The sequence below is a fragment of the Methylobacterium sp. M6A4_1b genome, assembly GCF_053345175.1.
The window spans coordinates 77,092-94,272 of the sequence record NZ_JBKEZQ010000017.1; the positions used below are offsets into that span (position 1 = coordinate 77,092).

The 17,181-nt window shown below is 61.3% G+C and carries 12 protein-coding genes, 1 tRNA gene and 3 pseudogenes; 9 read left to right on the plus strand and 7 right to left on the minus strand.

The window, feature by feature from the left end; all coding sequences use genetic code 11:
• Nucleotides 1-114: 114 nt before the first annotated feature.
• Both ACLBWX_RS16530 and ACLBWX_RS16535 read right to left on the minus strand, forming a co-directional pair.
• Nucleotides 115-1,734, minus strand: a complete 1,620-nt coding sequence (locus ACLBWX_RS16530) for a peptide chain release factor 3 (RefSeq protein WP_447678101.1) — start codon at nucleotides 1,732-1,734, stop codon at nucleotides 115-117.
• 103 nt (nucleotides 1,735-1,837) lie between these two features.
• A complete protein-coding gene (locus tag ACLBWX_RS16535; RefSeq protein WP_447678102.1) occupies nucleotides 1,838-2,590 on the minus strand; it encodes an SDR family oxidoreductase in 753 nt (250 codons plus the stop codon).
• A 100-nt stretch (nucleotides 2,591-2,690) separates the two neighbouring features.
• Between ACLBWX_RS16535 and ACLBWX_RS16540 the strand changes: the two genes are divergently transcribed.
• From ACLBWX_RS16540 to ACLBWX_RS16555, 4 genes and pseudogenes are all read left to right on the plus strand, one after another.
• A tRNA-Gln gene (locus tag ACLBWX_RS16540) sits at nucleotides 2,691-2,765 on the plus strand.
• An 893-nt stretch (nucleotides 2,766-3,658) separates the two neighbouring features.
• On the plus strand, nucleotides 3,659-4,633 hold the full coding sequence (locus tag ACLBWX_RS16545) for a hypothetical protein (RefSeq protein ID WP_447678103.1): 975 nt from the start codon (nucleotides 3,659-3,661) through the stop codon (nucleotides 4,631-4,633).
• Nucleotides 4,634-4,663: 30 nt separating this feature from the next.
• Nucleotides 4,664-6,073, plus strand: a pseudogene (locus ACLBWX_RS16550) (Ig-like domain-containing protein); the annotation flags it as partial.
• Nucleotides 6,074-6,130: 57 nt separating this feature from the next.
• Nucleotides 6,131-7,174, plus strand: coding sequence for a hypothetical protein (locus tag ACLBWX_RS16555; protein ID WP_447678104.1), 1,044 nt, complete (start codon nucleotides 6,131-6,133; stop codon nucleotides 7,172-7,174).
• Here the strand turns inward: ACLBWX_RS16555 and tnpC are convergent.
• From tnpC to tnpA, 3 genes and pseudogenes are all read right to left on the minus strand, one after another.
• A pseudogene (gene tnpC, locus ACLBWX_RS16560) lies at nucleotides 7,141-8,618 on the minus strand (IS66 family transposase). The gene ACLBWX_RS16555 and the pseudogene tnpC overlap by 34 nt on opposite strands.
• A 106-nt stretch (nucleotides 8,619-8,724) precedes the next feature.
• Nucleotides 8,725-9,081: an IS66 family insertion sequence element accessory protein TnpB gene (gene tnpB, locus ACLBWX_RS16565; protein WP_447678105.1), complete on the minus strand. Its 357-nt coding sequence runs from the start codon at nucleotides 9,079-9,081 to the stop codon at nucleotides 8,725-8,727.
• A 152-nt stretch (nucleotides 9,082-9,233) separates the two neighbouring features.
• Entirely contained in the window at nucleotides 9,234-9,464 is a 231-nt protein-coding gene (tnpA, locus tag ACLBWX_RS16570; protein WP_447678106.1) for an IS66-like element accessory protein TnpA, read from the minus strand.
• A gap of 196 nt (nucleotides 9,465-9,660) precedes the next feature.
• On the opposite strand from tnpA, the gene ACLBWX_RS16575 reads away from it, so the two are divergent.
• Nucleotides 9,661-10,641, plus strand: a complete 981-nt coding sequence (locus ACLBWX_RS16575; protein ID WP_447678107.1) for a hypothetical protein — start codon at nucleotides 9,661-9,663, stop codon at nucleotides 10,639-10,641.
• 511 nt (nucleotides 10,642-11,152) lie between these two features.
• Here the strand turns inward: ACLBWX_RS16575 and ACLBWX_RS16580 are convergent.
• Nucleotides 11,153-11,419 carry a helix-turn-helix transcriptional regulator gene (locus ACLBWX_RS16580; RefSeq protein ID WP_447678108.1) on the minus strand — a complete coding sequence of 89 codons (267 nt, stop codon included), beginning with the start codon at nucleotides 11,417-11,419 and terminating at the stop codon, nucleotides 11,153-11,155.
• 1,386 nt (nucleotides 11,420-12,805) lie between these two features.
• Here ACLBWX_RS16580 and ACLBWX_RS16585 point away from each other — a divergent pair.
• The 3 genes from ACLBWX_RS16585 to ACLBWX_RS16595 all read left to right on the plus strand — a co-directional run bounded on the left by ACLBWX_RS16585 (nucleotide 12,806) and on the right by ACLBWX_RS16595 (nucleotide 15,272).
• Nucleotides 12,806-13,537, plus strand: coding sequence for a hypothetical protein (locus tag ACLBWX_RS16585; protein WP_447678109.1), 732 nt, complete (start codon nucleotides 12,806-12,808; stop codon nucleotides 13,535-13,537).
• A gap of 187 nt (nucleotides 13,538-13,724) precedes the next feature.
• The gene (locus ACLBWX_RS16590; protein WP_447678110.1) at nucleotides 13,725-14,036 is read left to right on the plus strand and encodes a hypothetical protein; all 312 of its coding nucleotides are present in this window, start codon (nucleotides 13,725-13,727) and stop codon (nucleotides 14,034-14,036) included.
• Between the two features lie 783 nt (nucleotides 14,037-14,819).
• Entirely contained in the window at nucleotides 14,820-15,272 is a 453-nt protein-coding gene (locus ACLBWX_RS16595) for a hypothetical protein (protein ID WP_447678111.1), read from the plus strand.
• Nucleotides 15,273-15,349: 77 nt separating this feature from the next.
• On the opposite strand, the pseudogene ACLBWX_RS16600 reads toward ACLBWX_RS16595, so the two are convergent.
• Nucleotides 15,350-15,823 (minus strand): annotated as a pseudogene (locus ACLBWX_RS16600) (IS5 family transposase); the annotation flags it as partial.
• A 74-nt stretch (nucleotides 15,824-15,897) separates the two neighbouring features.
• Here ACLBWX_RS16600 and ACLBWX_RS16605 point away from each other — a divergent pair.
• Nucleotides 15,898-16,926, plus strand: coding sequence for an IS110 family transposase (locus ACLBWX_RS16605; protein ID WP_447678112.1), 1,029 nt, complete (start codon nucleotides 15,898-15,900; stop codon nucleotides 16,924-16,926).
• Nucleotides 16,927-17,181 lie beyond the last annotated feature (255 nt).

The window sequence follows — 17,181 nt, forward strand, 5'->3', positions numbered from 1 at the left end:
ATGTGCCCGACGCTAGTCCTTTTTCCCGATCCTGTCTTCAGGATGTAAGTCTGTGCGTGAAGATTTTCGAATATTGATCTTGCGGTGCGAAAGCTTGACCTTCGGGGCTGTGGATCAGGCTGCGCGCTTCTGATAGTCCTTGATGTCGCTGAAGCGCACCTCCGGCGCCCGCTCTTCCTCGTAGCGCAGGGAGAAGGCGGTGGTCGCCATGAAGACCGGGGCGCCGTCGAGGTCGCTCGCCATGGCGGAGCCGTGGCTGCCGATGAACTTGTCGAGCTCGGGCTCCTTCTCGGCGGTGATCCAGCGGCAGATCGAGAACCGGGTCGGCTCGTAATCGATCGGCAGGCCGTACTCGGCCTGGAGGCGCTCCTTCAGCACGTCGAGCTGGAGGGCACCGACGACGCCGACGATGGCCTGGGAGCCGTCATGCGGGCGGAAGACCTGCACCACGCCCTCCTCGCCCATCTGCTGCAGGGCTTCCTTCAGCTTCTTGGCTTTCATGGCATCGGTGAGCTTGATCCGCCGCAGGATCTCGGGTGCGAAGCTCGGCACGCCACGGAACACGATCTCCTCGCCCTCCGTCAGGGTATCGCCGATGCGCAGGGTGCCGTGGTTCGGGATGCCCACGACGTCGCCCGCGAAGGCCTCGTCGGCGATGGCCCGGTCCTGGGCGAAGAAGAATTGCGGCGCGGACAGCGACATCGGCTTGCCGGTGCGCACCAGCTTGGCCTTCATGCCCCGGTTCAGCCGTCCCGAGCAGACCCGCATGAAGGCGATGCGGTCCCGGTGATTCGGGTCCATGTTCGCCTGGATCTTGAAGACGAAGCCGGTCATCTTCGGCTCGGTCGGCTCCACGAGGCGCTTGTCGGCATCCTGGCCGCGCGGCGGCGGCGCGAAGCGGGCGAGCCCGTCGATGAGGTCGCGCACGCCGAAATTGCGCAGGGCCGAACCGAAGAACACCGGGGTGAGGTGCCCTTCCCGGAACGCTTCCAGATCGAAGCGCTTCAGGCCGGTCTCAGCGAGTTCCGCCTCCTCGCGCCAGGTCGCCGCCTCCCCGTCCTCGGTCAGCAGCTGGTCGAACAGCGGGTCCTCCACGCCGGTCACCGCCACGGTGCCGGCATCGTCGGCCGCGTCGAGGCGGCGCACCCGGCCGTTGCCGAGGTCGTAGGTTCCGGCGAAGCTCCGGCCGCGTCCGATCGGCCAAGTCACCGGCGCCACGTCGAGGGCCAGCACCTTCTCGATCTCGTCGAGGAGCTCGAAGGGGTCGCGCGCCTCGCGGTCGAGCTTGTTGATGAAGGTGACGATGGGGATGTCGCGCAGGCGGCAGACCTCGAACAGCTTGCGGGTGCGCGCCTCGATACCCTTGGCCGCGTCGATGACCATCACGGCCGAATCGACGGCCGTCAGGGTGCGGTAGGTGTCCTCGGAGAAGTCCTCGTGGCCGGGGGTGTCGAGGAGGTTGAAGACGCAGTCGCCGTACTCGAACGTCATCACCGAGGTGACGACGGAGATACCGCGCTCCTTCTCGATGCCCATCCAGTCCGACCGGGTCGACACCCGGTTGCGCTTGGCCTTGACCTCGCCGGCGAGCTGGATCGCGCCGCCGAACAGCAGCAGCTTCTCGGTGAGCGTGGTCTTGCCGGCATCCGGGTGCGAGATGATCGCGAAGGTGCGGCGGCGGGCGACGGGGTCGGCCTTCGTCTCCGGCGGCTTGATCTCAGACTGCATCAGCATGGCGGGCAAACATTTCCGGGTCCGCGCTGGGCGGCTTTGCGTTCGCGACGGATAAGCGACGAAGGGCTGTTCTGTAGGCGCTTCGGGCGCGATGCGCAAAATCTCAGCCGCGCCCGAGATAGGGCATGGCGGTGGCGACCACGGTGAGGAACTGGACGTTGGCCGAGAGCGGCAGGCCGGCCATGTAGACCACCGCGTCGGCCACGTGCCGCGCATCCATCACGGGCTCGGGGCGGATGCTGCCATCCGCCTGCCGGGCGCCCTTGGCGATGCCGGCCGTCATCTCCGTCTCGGCATTGCCGACGTCGATCTGTCCGCAGGCGATGTCGAAGGGACGACCGTCCAGGGACGTCGCCTTCGTCAGTCCGGTGATCGCGTGCTTGGTGGCCGCGTAGGGCGCCGAGTGCGGCCGCGGCGCCTGCGCGGCGATGGAGCCGTTGTTGATGATGCGCCCGCCCCTCGGATCCTGCGCCTTCATCATCCGGAAGGCGCCTTGCGTGCACAGGAACGCGCCGGTGAGGTTCACGTCGACCGAGCGCCGCCAGTCGTCGAGGGCGACCGCGTCGATCGCTGCCGCGGGCGTGAACACGCCCGCATTGTTGAACAGGAGGTCGAGCCGCCCGAACCGCTCGGCGACGCGCGCGAACAGCCGCGCCACCGAGTCCGCATCCGCAACGTCGGTCACCACGGCGTCCGCGGCGACTCCGACCGCTTGTGCCAGCTCGGCCACCGCCTCGAGGGGCGCAAGGCGCCGCCCCGCCAGGGCCAGATCATAACCCGCCGCGGCGAGCGCCAGGGCGACGCCCCGCCCGATCCCCGACCCCGCCCCCGTGACCACCGCGATCCGCCCGCTCATGTCCCGATCCCACCCGCCGAACCCGCGAGAGCCATAAGCGCCCCCTCCCCCAGTTGCCAGCACCCGACACTGCGTCTAGACACACCTCCGCCGAGCGCGATGGGGCGTCGCCAAGTGGTAAGGCAGCGGTTTTTGGTACCGCCATTCCCAGGTTCGAATCCTGGCGCCCCAGCCAGCCCTTCTATCGAACGATCGTCATTCTGAGAGCACACTCCCAAAATTGGGAGACGGCGATGCGAATCGTTTAGCACATCCATGATCGGATTTAGTGCGTTGAGCCGCTCTTCGTTCCTCTCGTAAAACAACGCTTTATCGATTGAAATTTCCGCTGGACACGGTCGAATGACGGCGTAATTTTCTGGCCCATATGACCGGTCTTATCAAGATCAGATGAATTCTCTAGGCTTCTCGTGTCTCAGTCAGGAGCAAAAGTCTTTATCATTGACCTTCGCACCACTGAACATCATTCTTTTGCGCAATAAGCCTCAAGCAAGCTGACAGAACCTCAAGCCACGGTCGGTGAGCGGCATTTCCCTTCTCCAGAATGGGTTCGTTCTGCCAAAACCTTACAGGCCCCCCAAAAATCGACTCTTGCCCCTGGGGGTCTCCCGATATGCCCTGTTCAGGGACCTATAATATCTACTTGACTATCTTTGCGACTAATATTTGTAAACTGTGATTAAATCAATCTATTACTAAAACATTCACCTGTTTTGAAATAGATATCAGCAATATTTTTAAAATATAAGCTGATGGACCGCTGATTTTAAATTTCTCAGTGCCGCCGGTGGCTATAGCCAAATCGCCGGTCGTGCAGACGCACCAAACGCCTTTCGGATGAAGGTGCCGTGAGCTACCCTGTGGATTTAACCTGTATTAATTTCTTGCGTGTCGGGGCGGCCGAGTGTGCGATCCTTGGCTTTTTAACATCTATGGTTTGGTAAATGAAATCTTCGGCACAGTTCGCATTTTTGGTGCTCGACAACCTGTCCGGGTACTCCCAAAGAGCCTTAACGGTGATCGCAACGAGCCGTTCTGAGATCGATCGAACGCTTCCGGAGAGCACGTATGTCCAGCATGACTGTTCTGACGACGGGTCAGGACACGGTGCTCCCCCTGGACGGTGACCAGATCGTTCAGGCCACTGCCGCGACGTTGAACGCCGGCACCTCTGTCTACAACGGTACGACCCCGACCTACACAGGCGGTGACCAGCTGGACGGGGGCGCCGGCTACGACGTGCTCGCCCTGACGGGTCCGGGCAGCTTCGACCTTGCAAACCTTGCCCAGTTTGCCGGCTTCGAGGAGGTGCGCCTCACCAATGCCACCTCCAGCTATGCCTACCTGGCGCTGCGCGACGGTGTGGATCTCAAGGTCACCCTGAGCGACGGAACGGCTCCGCCGACGGCTGACTTCCCACTCTACAGCTCGACGGGTGGCATCAACGTCACGCTCGGCACCGGCCGGGTCACGCTGCAGGGCGGGAACGAGAGCGACCAGATCTCTGCCAATGCGCCCACCAAGCTGCAGGCGGGCAGCGTCATCGATGGTGGCGCGGGCAACGACACCCTGAGCCTGTCGGCGCCCTACAACTACAATCCCACGACGGGAGCAACGCCCAGCGTCGACACGGTCTACGACCTGACCAGCATCAGCCTCCGCCACGTCGAGAGCTTGAGCGTGTCGGGCAGTACCATGGGCACTGGCAAGACCATAGTGAAGGTGGACGCCGCCACGCTGGCCGACGTCACCAGCATCAGCTTGGGCTACAACGGGACGCTGGCCACGACGGCCGCGGCGCTCGACCTGACCGGCAAGATCGTCTCTTCAGGCCTGTATCCCGGCGCCAGCACCGGCACCATCACGAGCCTGAACACGACGGGCACCAGCTTCACGGTCAGCGACTATCAAACCGCTCTTCAGGTCGTGGGTGGGACGGGGCAGGACGCCATCATCCTCAAGGGCGCGACCCTGACCAGCGCTCAGCGCGATCAGCTTTTTGCCACCTCCATCGAGTCCGTCACCGACGCCTCCGGCACCTAAACGAAGGCAGGTCCCCTCGATGTCACGCCACCCGTGCTGACTTTGAGCATCAATGACGGACAGCTGCTGGCCGGTGAGTCCGCCATCGTCACGTTCCAGTTCAGCGAAGTCGTCACGGGCTTTGCCCTGAGCGATGTGACGGCGACACACGGGCAACTGAGCGGCCTCACGATGGTCGATCCGCTGCGGTATACGGCGGTGTTCACGCCCGATGCGAACTATACGGGCTCTGGCGAGATTTCTGTCGCGGCTGGCCTCTACACAGATGTTGCTGGCAACACAGGCGCCGGTGGTCGTGTTGCCACGGCCATCGATACGATTGATCGCGGAGCGACGGTCCTCACGACGGGATCCGACGTGGTCCAGCTGTCGGCGGGCGACCAGATCGTCCAGGCTACCTCGGCAACACTGAACGCCAGCACCCCCGTCTACAGCGGCACGACCACGACCTACACCGGCGGCGACCAGTTGGATGGGGGCGCCGGCTACGACGTGCTCGCCCTGACCGGCCCGGGCAGCTTCAACCTCGCCGGCCTTGCCCAGTTCACCGGCTTCGAGGAGGTGCGCCTCACCAACGTCACCTCCAGCCAAGCCAGTCTGACCCTGCGCGACGGGATGGACCTCAAGGTCGTGCTCAGCGACGGCACCGCCACGTCGGGGACATCGACCACTTTCCCGAGCATGAGCGGGATCTCGGTCACGCTCGGCACCGGTCGGGTCACGCTGCAGGGCGGGAACGGGAGCGACCAGATCTCTGCCAACGCTCCGACCAAGCTGCAGGCGGGCAGTGTCATCGACGGTGGCGCAGGCTACGACACCCTGAGCCTGTCGGCGCCCTACAATTCCAGCCTGACGCCAGGGGCAACGCCCAGCGTCGACACGGTCTACGACCTGACCAGCATCAGCCTCCGCCACGTCGAGAGCTTGAGCGTGTCAGGTGGCATGACCGGCACCGGCCGGACCATCGTCAAGGTGGACGCCGCCACGCTGGCCGACGTTACCAGCCTCAATCTCTACGGCAGCGGTTCCAGCACGGAGCTGGTGACCGATTCGCTCGGTGGTGTCAGCTCGATCAATATCAGTGGTTCCAACACGTCTCTCACGACCACGGCGGCAAGCCTCGATCTGACCGCGAAGAGCATCTACGGCGGTCTTGGCTCGATCAGGAGCGCGAACGCGACGGGCACCACCTTCACCGTCGATAGCGCGGCCACCGCGTACCTGGTGCAAGGCGGGGCTGGCCAAGACACCGTCGTCGTCAAAGGCCAGACACTCACGGCAGCTCAGCGCGACCAGATCTTCACCGGCTCGGTCGAGATCGTCACCGATGCCTCAGGGACATATTTAAAATCTGGAGCGTTTACCGTTCCCCTTATAGGGGCGCCAAACTCAACCATCTCGGGCATCGATACGACTGGAGTAAGCGTAGTCGCTGTTTAAGATGCCCAGGGTGATATTGGTTCCATAAAAAAATCAAATATTGACGGTTCGTCGGAGGTGCAGGCCTACACGGACGGCGTCCTGACGCGTGAGACTGTGACCTACGCACCAGGTGGCACAGAAAAATCGAGCACCAAGGTGTTCAACACCTCAGGCGTGCTCACGAGCGAGACGCAGATCCACGCGGATAAGAGCGCAGACTTGTTCCTGTCGGCCATCACCGGCAAGACCTACGTGGCTGAAAGCTACAGCTATAATGCTGCAGGTGTGCTGACCGAAGCGACGCGCACCCATAGCGATGGGTCGCTCGACTACCACTATGTGTTGGCCAGCGATGGTACCAAGACCAACAACCAGTACGATTCCGGCGGTACACTGAAGTCGCACTTGGTGCTCGGCACGGACGGCTACTCGGACACGCAGACTTTCACCAATGGTGTGCTGACCAGTGAGGTGGTGAAGTTCGCCCCCGGCGGCGCGGAGATCTCCAACACGAAGGCGTTCAACGCCGCTGGCCTGCTCACGAGCGAGACGCAGATCCATGCCGACAAGAGCAAGGACGTGTACTTGTCGAATCTGACGGGTAAGACCTACACGGCCGAGCACGACACCTACAATGCAGCTGGTACGCTGGTGGAAGTCACGCGCACTCATGCGGATGGTACGCTCGACTACCACTACGTGTTGGCCAGCGATGGCACGAAGTCCACTGACCAATTCGATGCCGGTGGCGCACTGAAGTCGCACCTGGTGCTCGGCTCGGACGGCTACTCGAAAACGCAGACCTTCACCGATGGTGTGTTGACCAGCGAGGTAGTGAAGTTCGCCCCCGGCGACGCGGAGATCTCGAGCACGAAGGCGTTCAACGCCGCTGGCGTGCTCACGAGCGAGACGCAGATCCACGCCGATAAGAGCAAGGACGTTTACCTATCGAATCTGACGGGTAAGACCTACACGGCCGAGCACGACAGCTACAATGCAGCTGGTACGCTGGTGGAAGTCACGCGCACTCATGCGGATGGCGCACTCAACTACCACTATGTGCTGGCAAACGGTAAGCGTCGTTCTCAGGCCACGGCCTTGAGGTGCTGCGGGGCGTAGGCCCAGGGCAGCAGGTCGTCGAGGCCGCTTTGCGGGTGGCCGGTGACGACGCGGGCGATGACGTCGGTCAGGTAGGCCTGCGGCTCGACCCCGTTCAGCTTGCATGTCTCGACCAGCGAAGCGACGACCGCCCAATGCCCGGCTCCGCCGTCCGAGCCGGCAAACAGCGCGTTCTTGCGCGTCAGGGCCAGTGGCCGGATCACCCGCTCGACCGTGTTGTTGTCAATCTCGACACGACCGTCATCGAGGAAGCGGGACAGGCCGGCCCAGCGACTGAGCGCGTAGCGGATCGCCTCGGCGAGCTTGCTCTTCTGGCTGATCAGCCCGAGCTTGGCGGTGAGCCATGGCTCCAGCGCCACCACGACCGGACGGCTACGGTCCTGACGCACGACCCGCCGCGCGTCGTGTGAACGCCCGCGGATCTCGCCCTCGATCCGGTAGAGTTCAGCGATACGGGCGAGCGCATCGGTCGCGATCGGCGCCGGCCCGGCCTTGGCCAAGTCGTAGAACCGGCGGCGCACGTGCGCCCAGCAGAAGGCCAAGCTCACGGCGTTGCGCGCAGCCAGGACTTTGTAGCCCGCGTAGCCATCGACATGCAGCGTGCCCTTGAAGCCGGCGAGATGGCGGATCGGATGTTCAGCCTTGCGGTCGGGCGCGTAGAGGTAGGCCACGCCGGGCGGGTCGAGGCCGCCCCAGGGCCGGTCGTCGCGGGCGTAGGCGAACAGCTGACCGGTCTTGGTCTGCCCGCGGCCCGGATCGAGCACCGGCGCGGTGGTCTCATCGGCAAACAGCTGGTCCGACGCCTTCAGCCTCTCGAACAGCCGCGCGTGTACGGGCCGAAGCAGGAAGGCCGCCTTGCCCACCCAATCGGCCAGCGTCGAACGGTCGAGGTTCACGCCCTGGCGGGCGTAGATCTGCGCCTGCCGGTAGAGCGGCAGGTGGTCGGCGTACTTGGACACCAGCACGTGCGCCACGCTCGCCTCGGTCGGGATCCCGCCCTCGACGAGGTGGGCGGGTGCGGGAGCCTGCACGATCACGTCCTCGCAGGCCCGGCAGGCATACTTCGGCCGGCGGGTGACGATGACGCGGAACTGGGCCGGACCATGTCGAGGCGCTCGGCGACGTCCTCGCCGATGCGATGAAGCCCGCCCCGGCAGCACGGGCAGGTGCGGTCGTCGAGGTCGATCACCCGCTCGACGCGGGGCAGATGAGCCGGCAAGGCGCCGCGGTTGGCGCGACGCCGGCGGGTGCGAGCCGCGCGGGCCGATGCATCGGCGGCTTCGGTCTCGGCAAAGCTCTCCGCCTCGATCTGCTCGGCTTCCTCCAGGCCCAGCAGCAGCTGGTCGACGGGCAGGCTCTCGGCACGCCGTCCGAAGCGATGACGCTGCAACTCTTTGATGATCTGGTGCAGCCGGTCGATCTCGGCTTCGCGCGCCGCCACCATCGCCTTCAGGGCGGCGGGATCGTCGGGCAGGTACGCGCTCGGTTCGCTCACGGAAGCGATTTGAGCATGGATCACAAGGCTTTGCCAGCGCGATTGGTCTCGCGGATCAGCTCACGGCGACCGGAACGCGCGTTGGCCGGATCGCGTGTACACGCCGCCAGTCGAGGCCTTCCAGAAGGGCCTGCAACTGCGCCGCTGACAGCCGCACCACCCCGTCGGTGACGGCCGGCCAGCAGAACTTGCCGTCCTCCAGCCGCTTCGACAGCAGGCACACCCCCGTACCGTCGAAGTAGACGAGCTTGACCCGGTCGGCGCGTCGCGCGCGGAAGACGTAGACCGCCCCGCTGAACGGATCGGCGCCCAGGCTCTCGCGCACCAGCGCCGCCAAGCCCTCTGCGCCCTTGCGGAAGTCCACCGGCTTCGTCGCCACCATGACGCGCATCGCGCCCGTCGGCCCGATCATGCGCCGCCCTTCAGCGCGCCGATCACCGCCGCGATGGTGGCGGGCGAGGCGCCGTCGCCGATCCGTACGGTGACGCCGCCCGCCTCCACCTCGATCCCCACCGCGCGGCGGCGCGATGAGGATCGTTTGGTGCGCCGACGCGGTGGCTCCGCTTAGGCGGGCACCATCTCCACGGGCTCGGGTGCGACCACTGCCGGCACGAAGGTCGGCAGCGCGGCGGCTGCCTGGCGTGCCTCGCGTCGCCACGTGAACAGCTGCTGCGGGGTCAGCCCGTGGCGGCGGGCCACCGCCGACACCACCGCGCCTGGCACGAACGTCTCCTCCAGGATCCGCGCTCGGTCGTCAGGGCTCCAGCGCCTGCGGCCGGCCGCGCCGTCGATCACCTCAAAGCGCCGGACGGTCCCCTCCGGCTCAAGTCTACGGTCAAGTCCAGACACAAAACGATCCTTTCAAGCGGATCGTCAAACTGACCGGTCAGGTCGTCTCATAGAAGATGGGGTCGGAACACCGCTTACGGCAAACGACGGTACGAAGACCACTGACCAATTCGACGCCGGTGGTACACTGAAGTCGCACGCGGTGGTGGGTACCAACGGCTACGCGGAGACGCAGACTTTCACTGATGGCGGTTTGACACGTGAGGCTGTGACCTACGCTCCCGGTGGCACAGAAATATCCAGCACCAAGGTGTTCAACACCTCAGGTGTACTTACGAGCGAGACGCGGATCCACGCAGATAAGAGCGCAGATTTGTTCCTGTCGGCCATCACCGGCAAGACCTACACCGCTGAAAGCTACAGCTATAACGCTGCAGGTGTGCTGACCGAAGCGACGCGCACCCATAGCGATGGGTCGTACGACTACCACTACGTACTGGCCAGCGACGGCACAAAGACCAACGATCAGTACGATGCTGGTGGTACGCTGACGTCGCACGTGGTGCTCGGCCCGGACGGCTACTCGCTGGCGCAGGCCTTCACCAACGGTGTGCTGACCAGTGGGGTGGTGAAGTTCGCCCCCGGCGGCGCAGAGATGTCCAACACGAAGGCGTTCAACCCCGCTGGCGTGCTCATCAGCGAGACGCAGATCCATGCGGATAAGAGCAAGGACGTGTACCTGTCTAACCTGATGGGTAAAACCTACGTGGCTGAGCACGACAGCTATGACTCGAATGGGAAGCTAGAGTTTGTGGATCAAACCAACGCCAACGGGTCCCACACGCAGACAGCTTACCAAGCTGACCAGACGCTCATGTTGACTGCAGGTGTGGTCGACTCGTTTAAGAACTTTGGCAGCAATACGTTCGTGTTTGCTACAGGCTTTGGCAACGACTCGATCACGAGGTTCCATGCAGGCTCAGCCAGCGGGCATGATACCCTTCTGCTGGACATTGCGGACGTCTCAAGTTTCGCCGGCGTTCAAAGCCATCTTACGTCCGCTGGTGCCGATACGCTCCTGGCCTTGAGCGCTACCGACACGATCCTGCTCAAGAACGTCCAGCTGGCAGCCTTGACATCAGAGAACTTCTACTTCCAAGACCATGGCCTACTCCATACCTGAGCCGGTCAGCATTGAATCAGAGAAAGTGTCAATCTGGAATATGGCACCGCCTTGTATTATACACTCTCAGCAATCGATGGTGCTGGCACATCCTCAACCATGCTCATACTGAGTAAAGTTCGGGAAGGCTACTAAATTGGTCTTGTCCTAGCGCAGCGTATGCGCGAGGATGATAGCGTGCCTGTTGTCAACGCCACGTCCGATTTGAAAGTCAGTATTTGTCTGCACTAAATTCGATGTTTATCGGATTGCATGCGCTAACAGCCATCCTGAGACCTGTATGCCACCTGCAGAGCAATTGGCGGAAGCAATGCCTTCCTGGAAACCCACATCTAAAGCAAGAATTTGCATGTAAACTTGTTATTCAGGTCAGATTAATCGACGCCATACATCCTAAAGAATTTAGAGAACGACAATCTCGAGCCAGCGTTAATAATTCAAAATAATACCAATTATTATGCAATATAAAATTTACAGCATACAACGGTTTAATTAGAAATCAGTTATATATTTATATGGGAGCTGGCGGATGCTTCTGGGCCTTTCGCTTTTCACGAAAGCGGACACCAACCCCTCCCCCGTTTTCCGGAATAAACTCTATACCTGCTTCCTCTAAAGCGCGAACAACGTCGGCGAGCGTCCGCTCATATGGGGTTCGCTTGCCGGCTTCGAAATCTACCAGGGTTTTTTTCGAAACAGATGACGCCTCAGCGAGGCGATCTTGCGTCCACTCCAGAAGGGCCCTGGCCGCGCGACACTGCTCCCGAGATATTACCATTTTTGCGCAACATGACTTTTTCGGGGTTGACTTGCAGTCTGACAGATAGCACTAATATGGTGATGTTTCCCCAAACGAGTGCATTTGATGCGTCAGCGATTTATTTCTTGGATAGCTGCCATACGCGATATTCGAGCGGACCGCATCCATTTCGCTCCCGGAGGTCGACAGGCAGCGTTGCGGCAACGAGCGTTCGCCGATTTGGCCTTTCGTCGGGCACAGTCAGCAGCTCGCGTTTTTCCTCTCCTGGTTTCTGGAGCCTACGACCGTAGAGCTATCATGCGCTCAGCCGTGGCTGCCGCGAAAGCTCGCCGAGCAGCGACTGGTGACGGGTGGCAGGTCTGTGTGTCAGCGGCTTTGCAGGGAACATGGCGAGCCGCCAAGGCAGCCCGCCTAATGGCCGGGTGGAATGCGAGCCGACCCTTTGCGAACATCAATGAGACTTCGGTTCACTCGGCAGCTAAGCCGACGCCGCCGACAGTGTGCCCGAATGCAGCTTCTAAGGAAACTTATACATCATCAAAGCAATCGCAGCGGGTGCCACTGAGCGGCAACTCTGGTCCACGACCCATTACACCAGAGCGAATCCCTGGCGCCTCGTGCAGAGCTGGGCAGTTGGCATGAATGTGATCAGCGACTGTATCCAAGGCCCACGACGGCCCACTGTCGGGACCTCCTGATTCTCTCACCAACTCAATTTAAGCCGGAGGCTCACGATGCCCCACAAGAAACCGCGCCAGCGCGAGGCGGATCCTGGACGTCCTACGGTGGCCTCCTTAGGTCTCCAGGTGAGACTCGTAGGCCGTGAAGAGGATGAACAGCTCAGGGCGTTGATTGAGCGATATGAGCAACTCCTTTGCGACTGGGAGCAGCTTTCCTATCAGGCTCTGAAGGCGCTTACCGACCGTCCACTTCTCCAAAGTGGGGGGCCCGATGCCATACGTCGCGCTTGAGGACGTTCGCACAACGCGACGCGGGGCTTTGTCTAATCGCCGTCGGCTCCAGGCATGGGAGCGGACGGGCGGGACCTGCGTGATTTGCGATCGCCGCATCGATGGTGTGCGGGACCGCTGGATTGTCGAGCATATTCGGGCCCTTGAACTCGGTGGGCTGGATGAGCTTCAGAATCTTGGTTCAGCGCATGAGATGTGTGGGAGTGAGAAGACGCGAGGTGATCATGCCCGAGCTGCCGTGGCGAAGCGACAAAAGCTCCGGCATTTGGGTGCGAGAGTTATCAAGAGCCCGATGCCTGGATCACGAGCTTCTGCTCCCAAGCGAAAGGTTGATGTAACCGTTGTCCCCCGGGAGGAGCATCCAAGGTCTCGCCGCTCTGGTGGGCCTAGAGCCGAAAGCGGTGAGGCTGAAGCATTCGGTTCGACGCCGATCGTGGTGGATGCCGCGACCAATTTGAGCGAGCGCTTTTGGCCGAAGGCGGTGCTTTCGGCTAAGGAGGTTGAGTTAGCAGCGGTGGATCAAATGGCGAACCGAACGTCAGCGGAGGCAAAATCAGCCAATGATACTGGAAAGGACAACTCGGTCTCAGGTGACGTCTTGCCAGCAATACCCATTCATCTCGACTTCCTGTTTCGCGATCGACCTTTGATGCCGGGCGAAGACCCAAAGCAGTACGAAACGCTCCTACGCAACATCATCCATCAGATACGCCCCACGGACGTGATCGAGGCGATTTGGGTCAAAGACATCACCGATCTAATTTGGGAAGCGAATCGGATCCGGCGTTGGAGGATACAGACCCTGATTCGAGCTCAAGTGAGAGCAGCAGAGAACTTGATCCGTCCTGCTCTGCCCGACGCGGGACCTACCGGTTCGAGTCAATCCTCTGAAACGTCGGCTGAAACTCTCGCAGTGCGCTGGATGGAAGGCCGCGAAGGGGAGCGGGCTCAGGTCAATGAGATCCTTGGGAAGCGCGGTCTTACGGCTGAGGACGTAGCAGCGCACGCCTTCTTGTCGAATTTGTCCTTCATCGAACGCCTCGATCGGATGGCTTCGTTGGCTGAACAACGTCGAGATGCGCTCCTACGCGAAATTGAACGTGCACGAACAGCCTTTGGTCAGCGTGCCAGGAAAGCTGCCGAGGAAATCCTCAAAATCGAATGAACGATCGGGCAATAGTTTTTGCTTCATTAAATAAAGGCCGGCAATGACCTCTAAGCGCGCAAGCGTCGCCAATCGTCGTAATTCTTCGAAGAGCACAGGCCCACGCACATCCGTGGGCAAGGCTCGATCGAGACAGAACTCTCTCAAACACGGTTTATCGGTCATCGGATCGAATTCACAAGAGGAAGTGGAAACCGAATATCTGGTGGCGCTGATGGCGGGCGATTACGGCACTGATGCCATCACTCTGGCGGCAGCTCGCGCTGCTGCTGAGGCTCAGGTCTATCTAAAACGGATACAAGCATTCGGGAATGCAAAGTTGCGAGGTGGCACCACTGATGAAAGATCGGGTCCTGAACTAGGCCACCGCTCATCAAGCGTGCCCTCGCCTGAGACCTTTGTTGAGCTTGAAAAATTCAACCGGTATGAAGCTCGGGCCTTGTCCCGACGAAAATTTGCCTTCCGACAATTTCTTGCAATCGTTAGTCGGGAGCGATGATGTTGGAGCTCGGCTCCCCGCTACGAGGTCGAACTTGACGCAAACCGAAGGGCTGCGATCGCGAATACGTCTTTTCATTCACCCGCAATTCGTATGCTACACCTCAAATTTTTACCAAGCCATTGGGCCGGCTAGAGGCAAGATATCTAGTCCTCTACGACAACGTCGTTCGCAGCAATTCATGCGCCATGCGGTGGAGTGCTGTGCATCTGACGGCCCGATGCTAGTCCGCTGCAGCATCCTCCCATCGCCGTGACCCTTGGAACGGGCATTTTGCGAGTTGATCCTTAGCCGCGCTACGTGGGATCATCTCTGATGTCGACCAGCGTGAAACGGTGTTGAGGTCCTAGTGGGCAAGCTGCCACCCTCCGTCTGGCATCGGCCAGTGGTTGAGGAGATCGGCCAAATCAGCGTACAGACGGTAGTATGCCAACTAAACACTTAATTAGTTAATTGTAATCCAGCAGACCACCAAAATTACCCGATGAATTTATTTCTGATCGTATATTGCAATAGAAGTTATGATTCTGCGTATATTTCCTAGAATCAGTTGGATTATCGCTATTTATCTCCTCAAATCTATTCGGAGCAGTTTTGTTATGTTTGGCGCGTCTGGGCACCCGCATTCGGTAGTGGTCGATACTTTACGCGGCAAGCAGGCTCTATCGCGACGACTGTCCCTTGCCGTGGCGACCTGGCGTGCCTCAGCTCAAATGAATAGAAGGTGAATTTCCCATCCGATATATGACAATAAAGTCGAACTGAATAGTAGGAGCGTAAGTCATGAGCGCAAATATTTCTAGTATAAACACCGGTCGTGCAAAGGGTGACATCCCTATCAACAATACGAAGCTGCCGAGCGTCGGCATTTTTTGGGGCGTGCTGGAAAAGGGACGGATGGTGCTAGTTACTGACCAGACGACCCTGGCACATGCAGAGGCCTACGGTGATTGCCTTACCCACTCGCGCGGACACTATGAGGTCTGGGAAGCATGGCGAAGTCTCGGCGCCACAGTGTTAGGCCGCCAAGGTCTGCCGGAAGCCATTGCAGCTCATGAATATGAGGCGTTCCCGCGAGGCCGAGTGGTATACATGCGCGACCCTCGGTCATTTACTATCTATGCAGACCGACGCTTGCAGCGATTAGAAAAGATTGCTCAATTGGTCCGGCTTTTCGGCCTAGCGGGAACTTCTTACTTGGTGCGATCAGATGCACACTACCGCACCTTCATCTAATACCAGACCTCATTGAGAGTGACTTGCTGGGCGAGCGTTGGCGTTCGTGCTGTGATTTCGGCCCGGATTTTGAGCGCCTAACAGAACCGCCTGATCTGGTTGAGGGTGATGAGGCTTGCGGCGAGGCAGGTGAAGGCCTGGTAGTTGTCTTCGCGTCGCTCGTAATGGATGCGCAGGCGGCGGAAGCGGTTGAACCAGGCGTGGGTGCGCTCGAACCCCCAGCGGTGACGCCCGAGCCGCTCGCTGCTCTCGACGCCTCTGCGGGCGATGCGCGGCACGATCCCGCGAGCCCGGCATTCCTGCCGCCTCGCCCTGGCATCGTAGGCCTTGTCAGCGTGCAGCTTACCGGGCTGCCGGCGCGGTCGCCCGCGCTGTCCGCTACTCAGAGGCGGGATGGCGTCAAGCGTCGGGGCCAGCATCAGGCTGTCGTGGCGGTTGGCCTTGCTCAAGCAGAAGCCGAGCGGCGTGCCGCGTGCGTCGGTGACGAGGTGACGCTTCGTGCCCGGCTTGCCCCGATCCGTCGGGTTCTGGCCGGTGGCAGAGCCCCTTTTATGGATGGCCCGCCCCTCACTGGGCTTCACTGCTAGGTTTGCAGTGTGGCTCACACGAGGGATGGAGCGGACCGATGGCCATTGCGATACTCGGGATCGATCTGGGCAAGAACAGCTGCAGCCTTGTCGGGCAGGATGCGACCGGTCGGGTCGTCTTGCGACGCCGGATGCGGCGCGAGACGGTGATGACCTTTGGCGCAACGCTTCCAGCTTGCATCATCGCCATGGAGGCGTGCTGTGGCGCGCATCACATGGGCCGGGCGCTCGCCGCTCAAGGCCACACCATCCGGTTGATGTCGCCGGAATATGTGCGGCCCTACGTCAAAGCCCAGAAGAATGACGACCGCGACGCTGAGGCGATCGCAGAGGCTGCGACGCGTCCGACCATGCGGTTCGTGGCATTGAAGTCGGAGGCACAGCTCGACATGCAGACCCTGCACCGGGTGCGGGACCAACTTGTCGGCGAACGCACGGCCCTGATGAACCAGATCCGCGCCATCCTTCTGGAGCGCGGTCACATCGTCCCGCAGGGACGCGCCAAGCTCGCCGCTAGCTTAGAAAATCTGCTCGATACCGAGGCGGTCTCTGACCTCACGCCACGGATGCGCATCCTCGTGGCGGACGTCCGGGATCGCTGGCAGTCCCTCGACGGACGCATCGCAGCCCTCGACGCAGAGTTCGTCGAACAGGCTCGGACCGACGAAAGTGCGCGCCGGCTTACCACCATCCCGGGCATCGGCGCCCTCAACGCGACGGCGCTGGTCGCGGCGATCGGTGATGTGGCGACCTTCGCCCGCGGACGTGATCTGGCGGCCTGGCTCGGCCTCGTGCCGCGTCAGGTCACAACGGGCGGACGACCACGTCTCCTCGGGATCACCAAACGTGGCAGCAAGTACCTGCGCAAGATGCTGATCCAGGGCGCTCGGGCCGCGATGCCGACTTTGCGCAAGAGCGATACGCTGATCGGCCAGTGGCTACGGGGCCTGCTGGCGCGGGCACATGCTAATACCGCCGTCGTCGCGCTGGCAGCCAAGATGGCTCGGACCGTGTGGGCACTTCTGCGCCACGAACGCGTCTATGAGCCGGCAGCGTTGGCTGCCTGAACCGAGCTTGGTCGGCGAAGCCTTCGTCGGCCTTACGTTGTCTGCGAGCGGCGAGAGAAAGATGGCCTGACAGTCGATCGGTGTTCTGGAAGCCTCTGGCGTAAAATGGCGCTCGACGCCGACCCTTTTATGAGGACCAGAACGCGCGGATCTCCATCTTGGCCAATGGCGCTGCCGGAAGGCCGGATACGTTTATGCAGACTGCTCAGACCAGCGGATCATAAGCCACTTGCGGACGGGGCGGGCCATACGTTT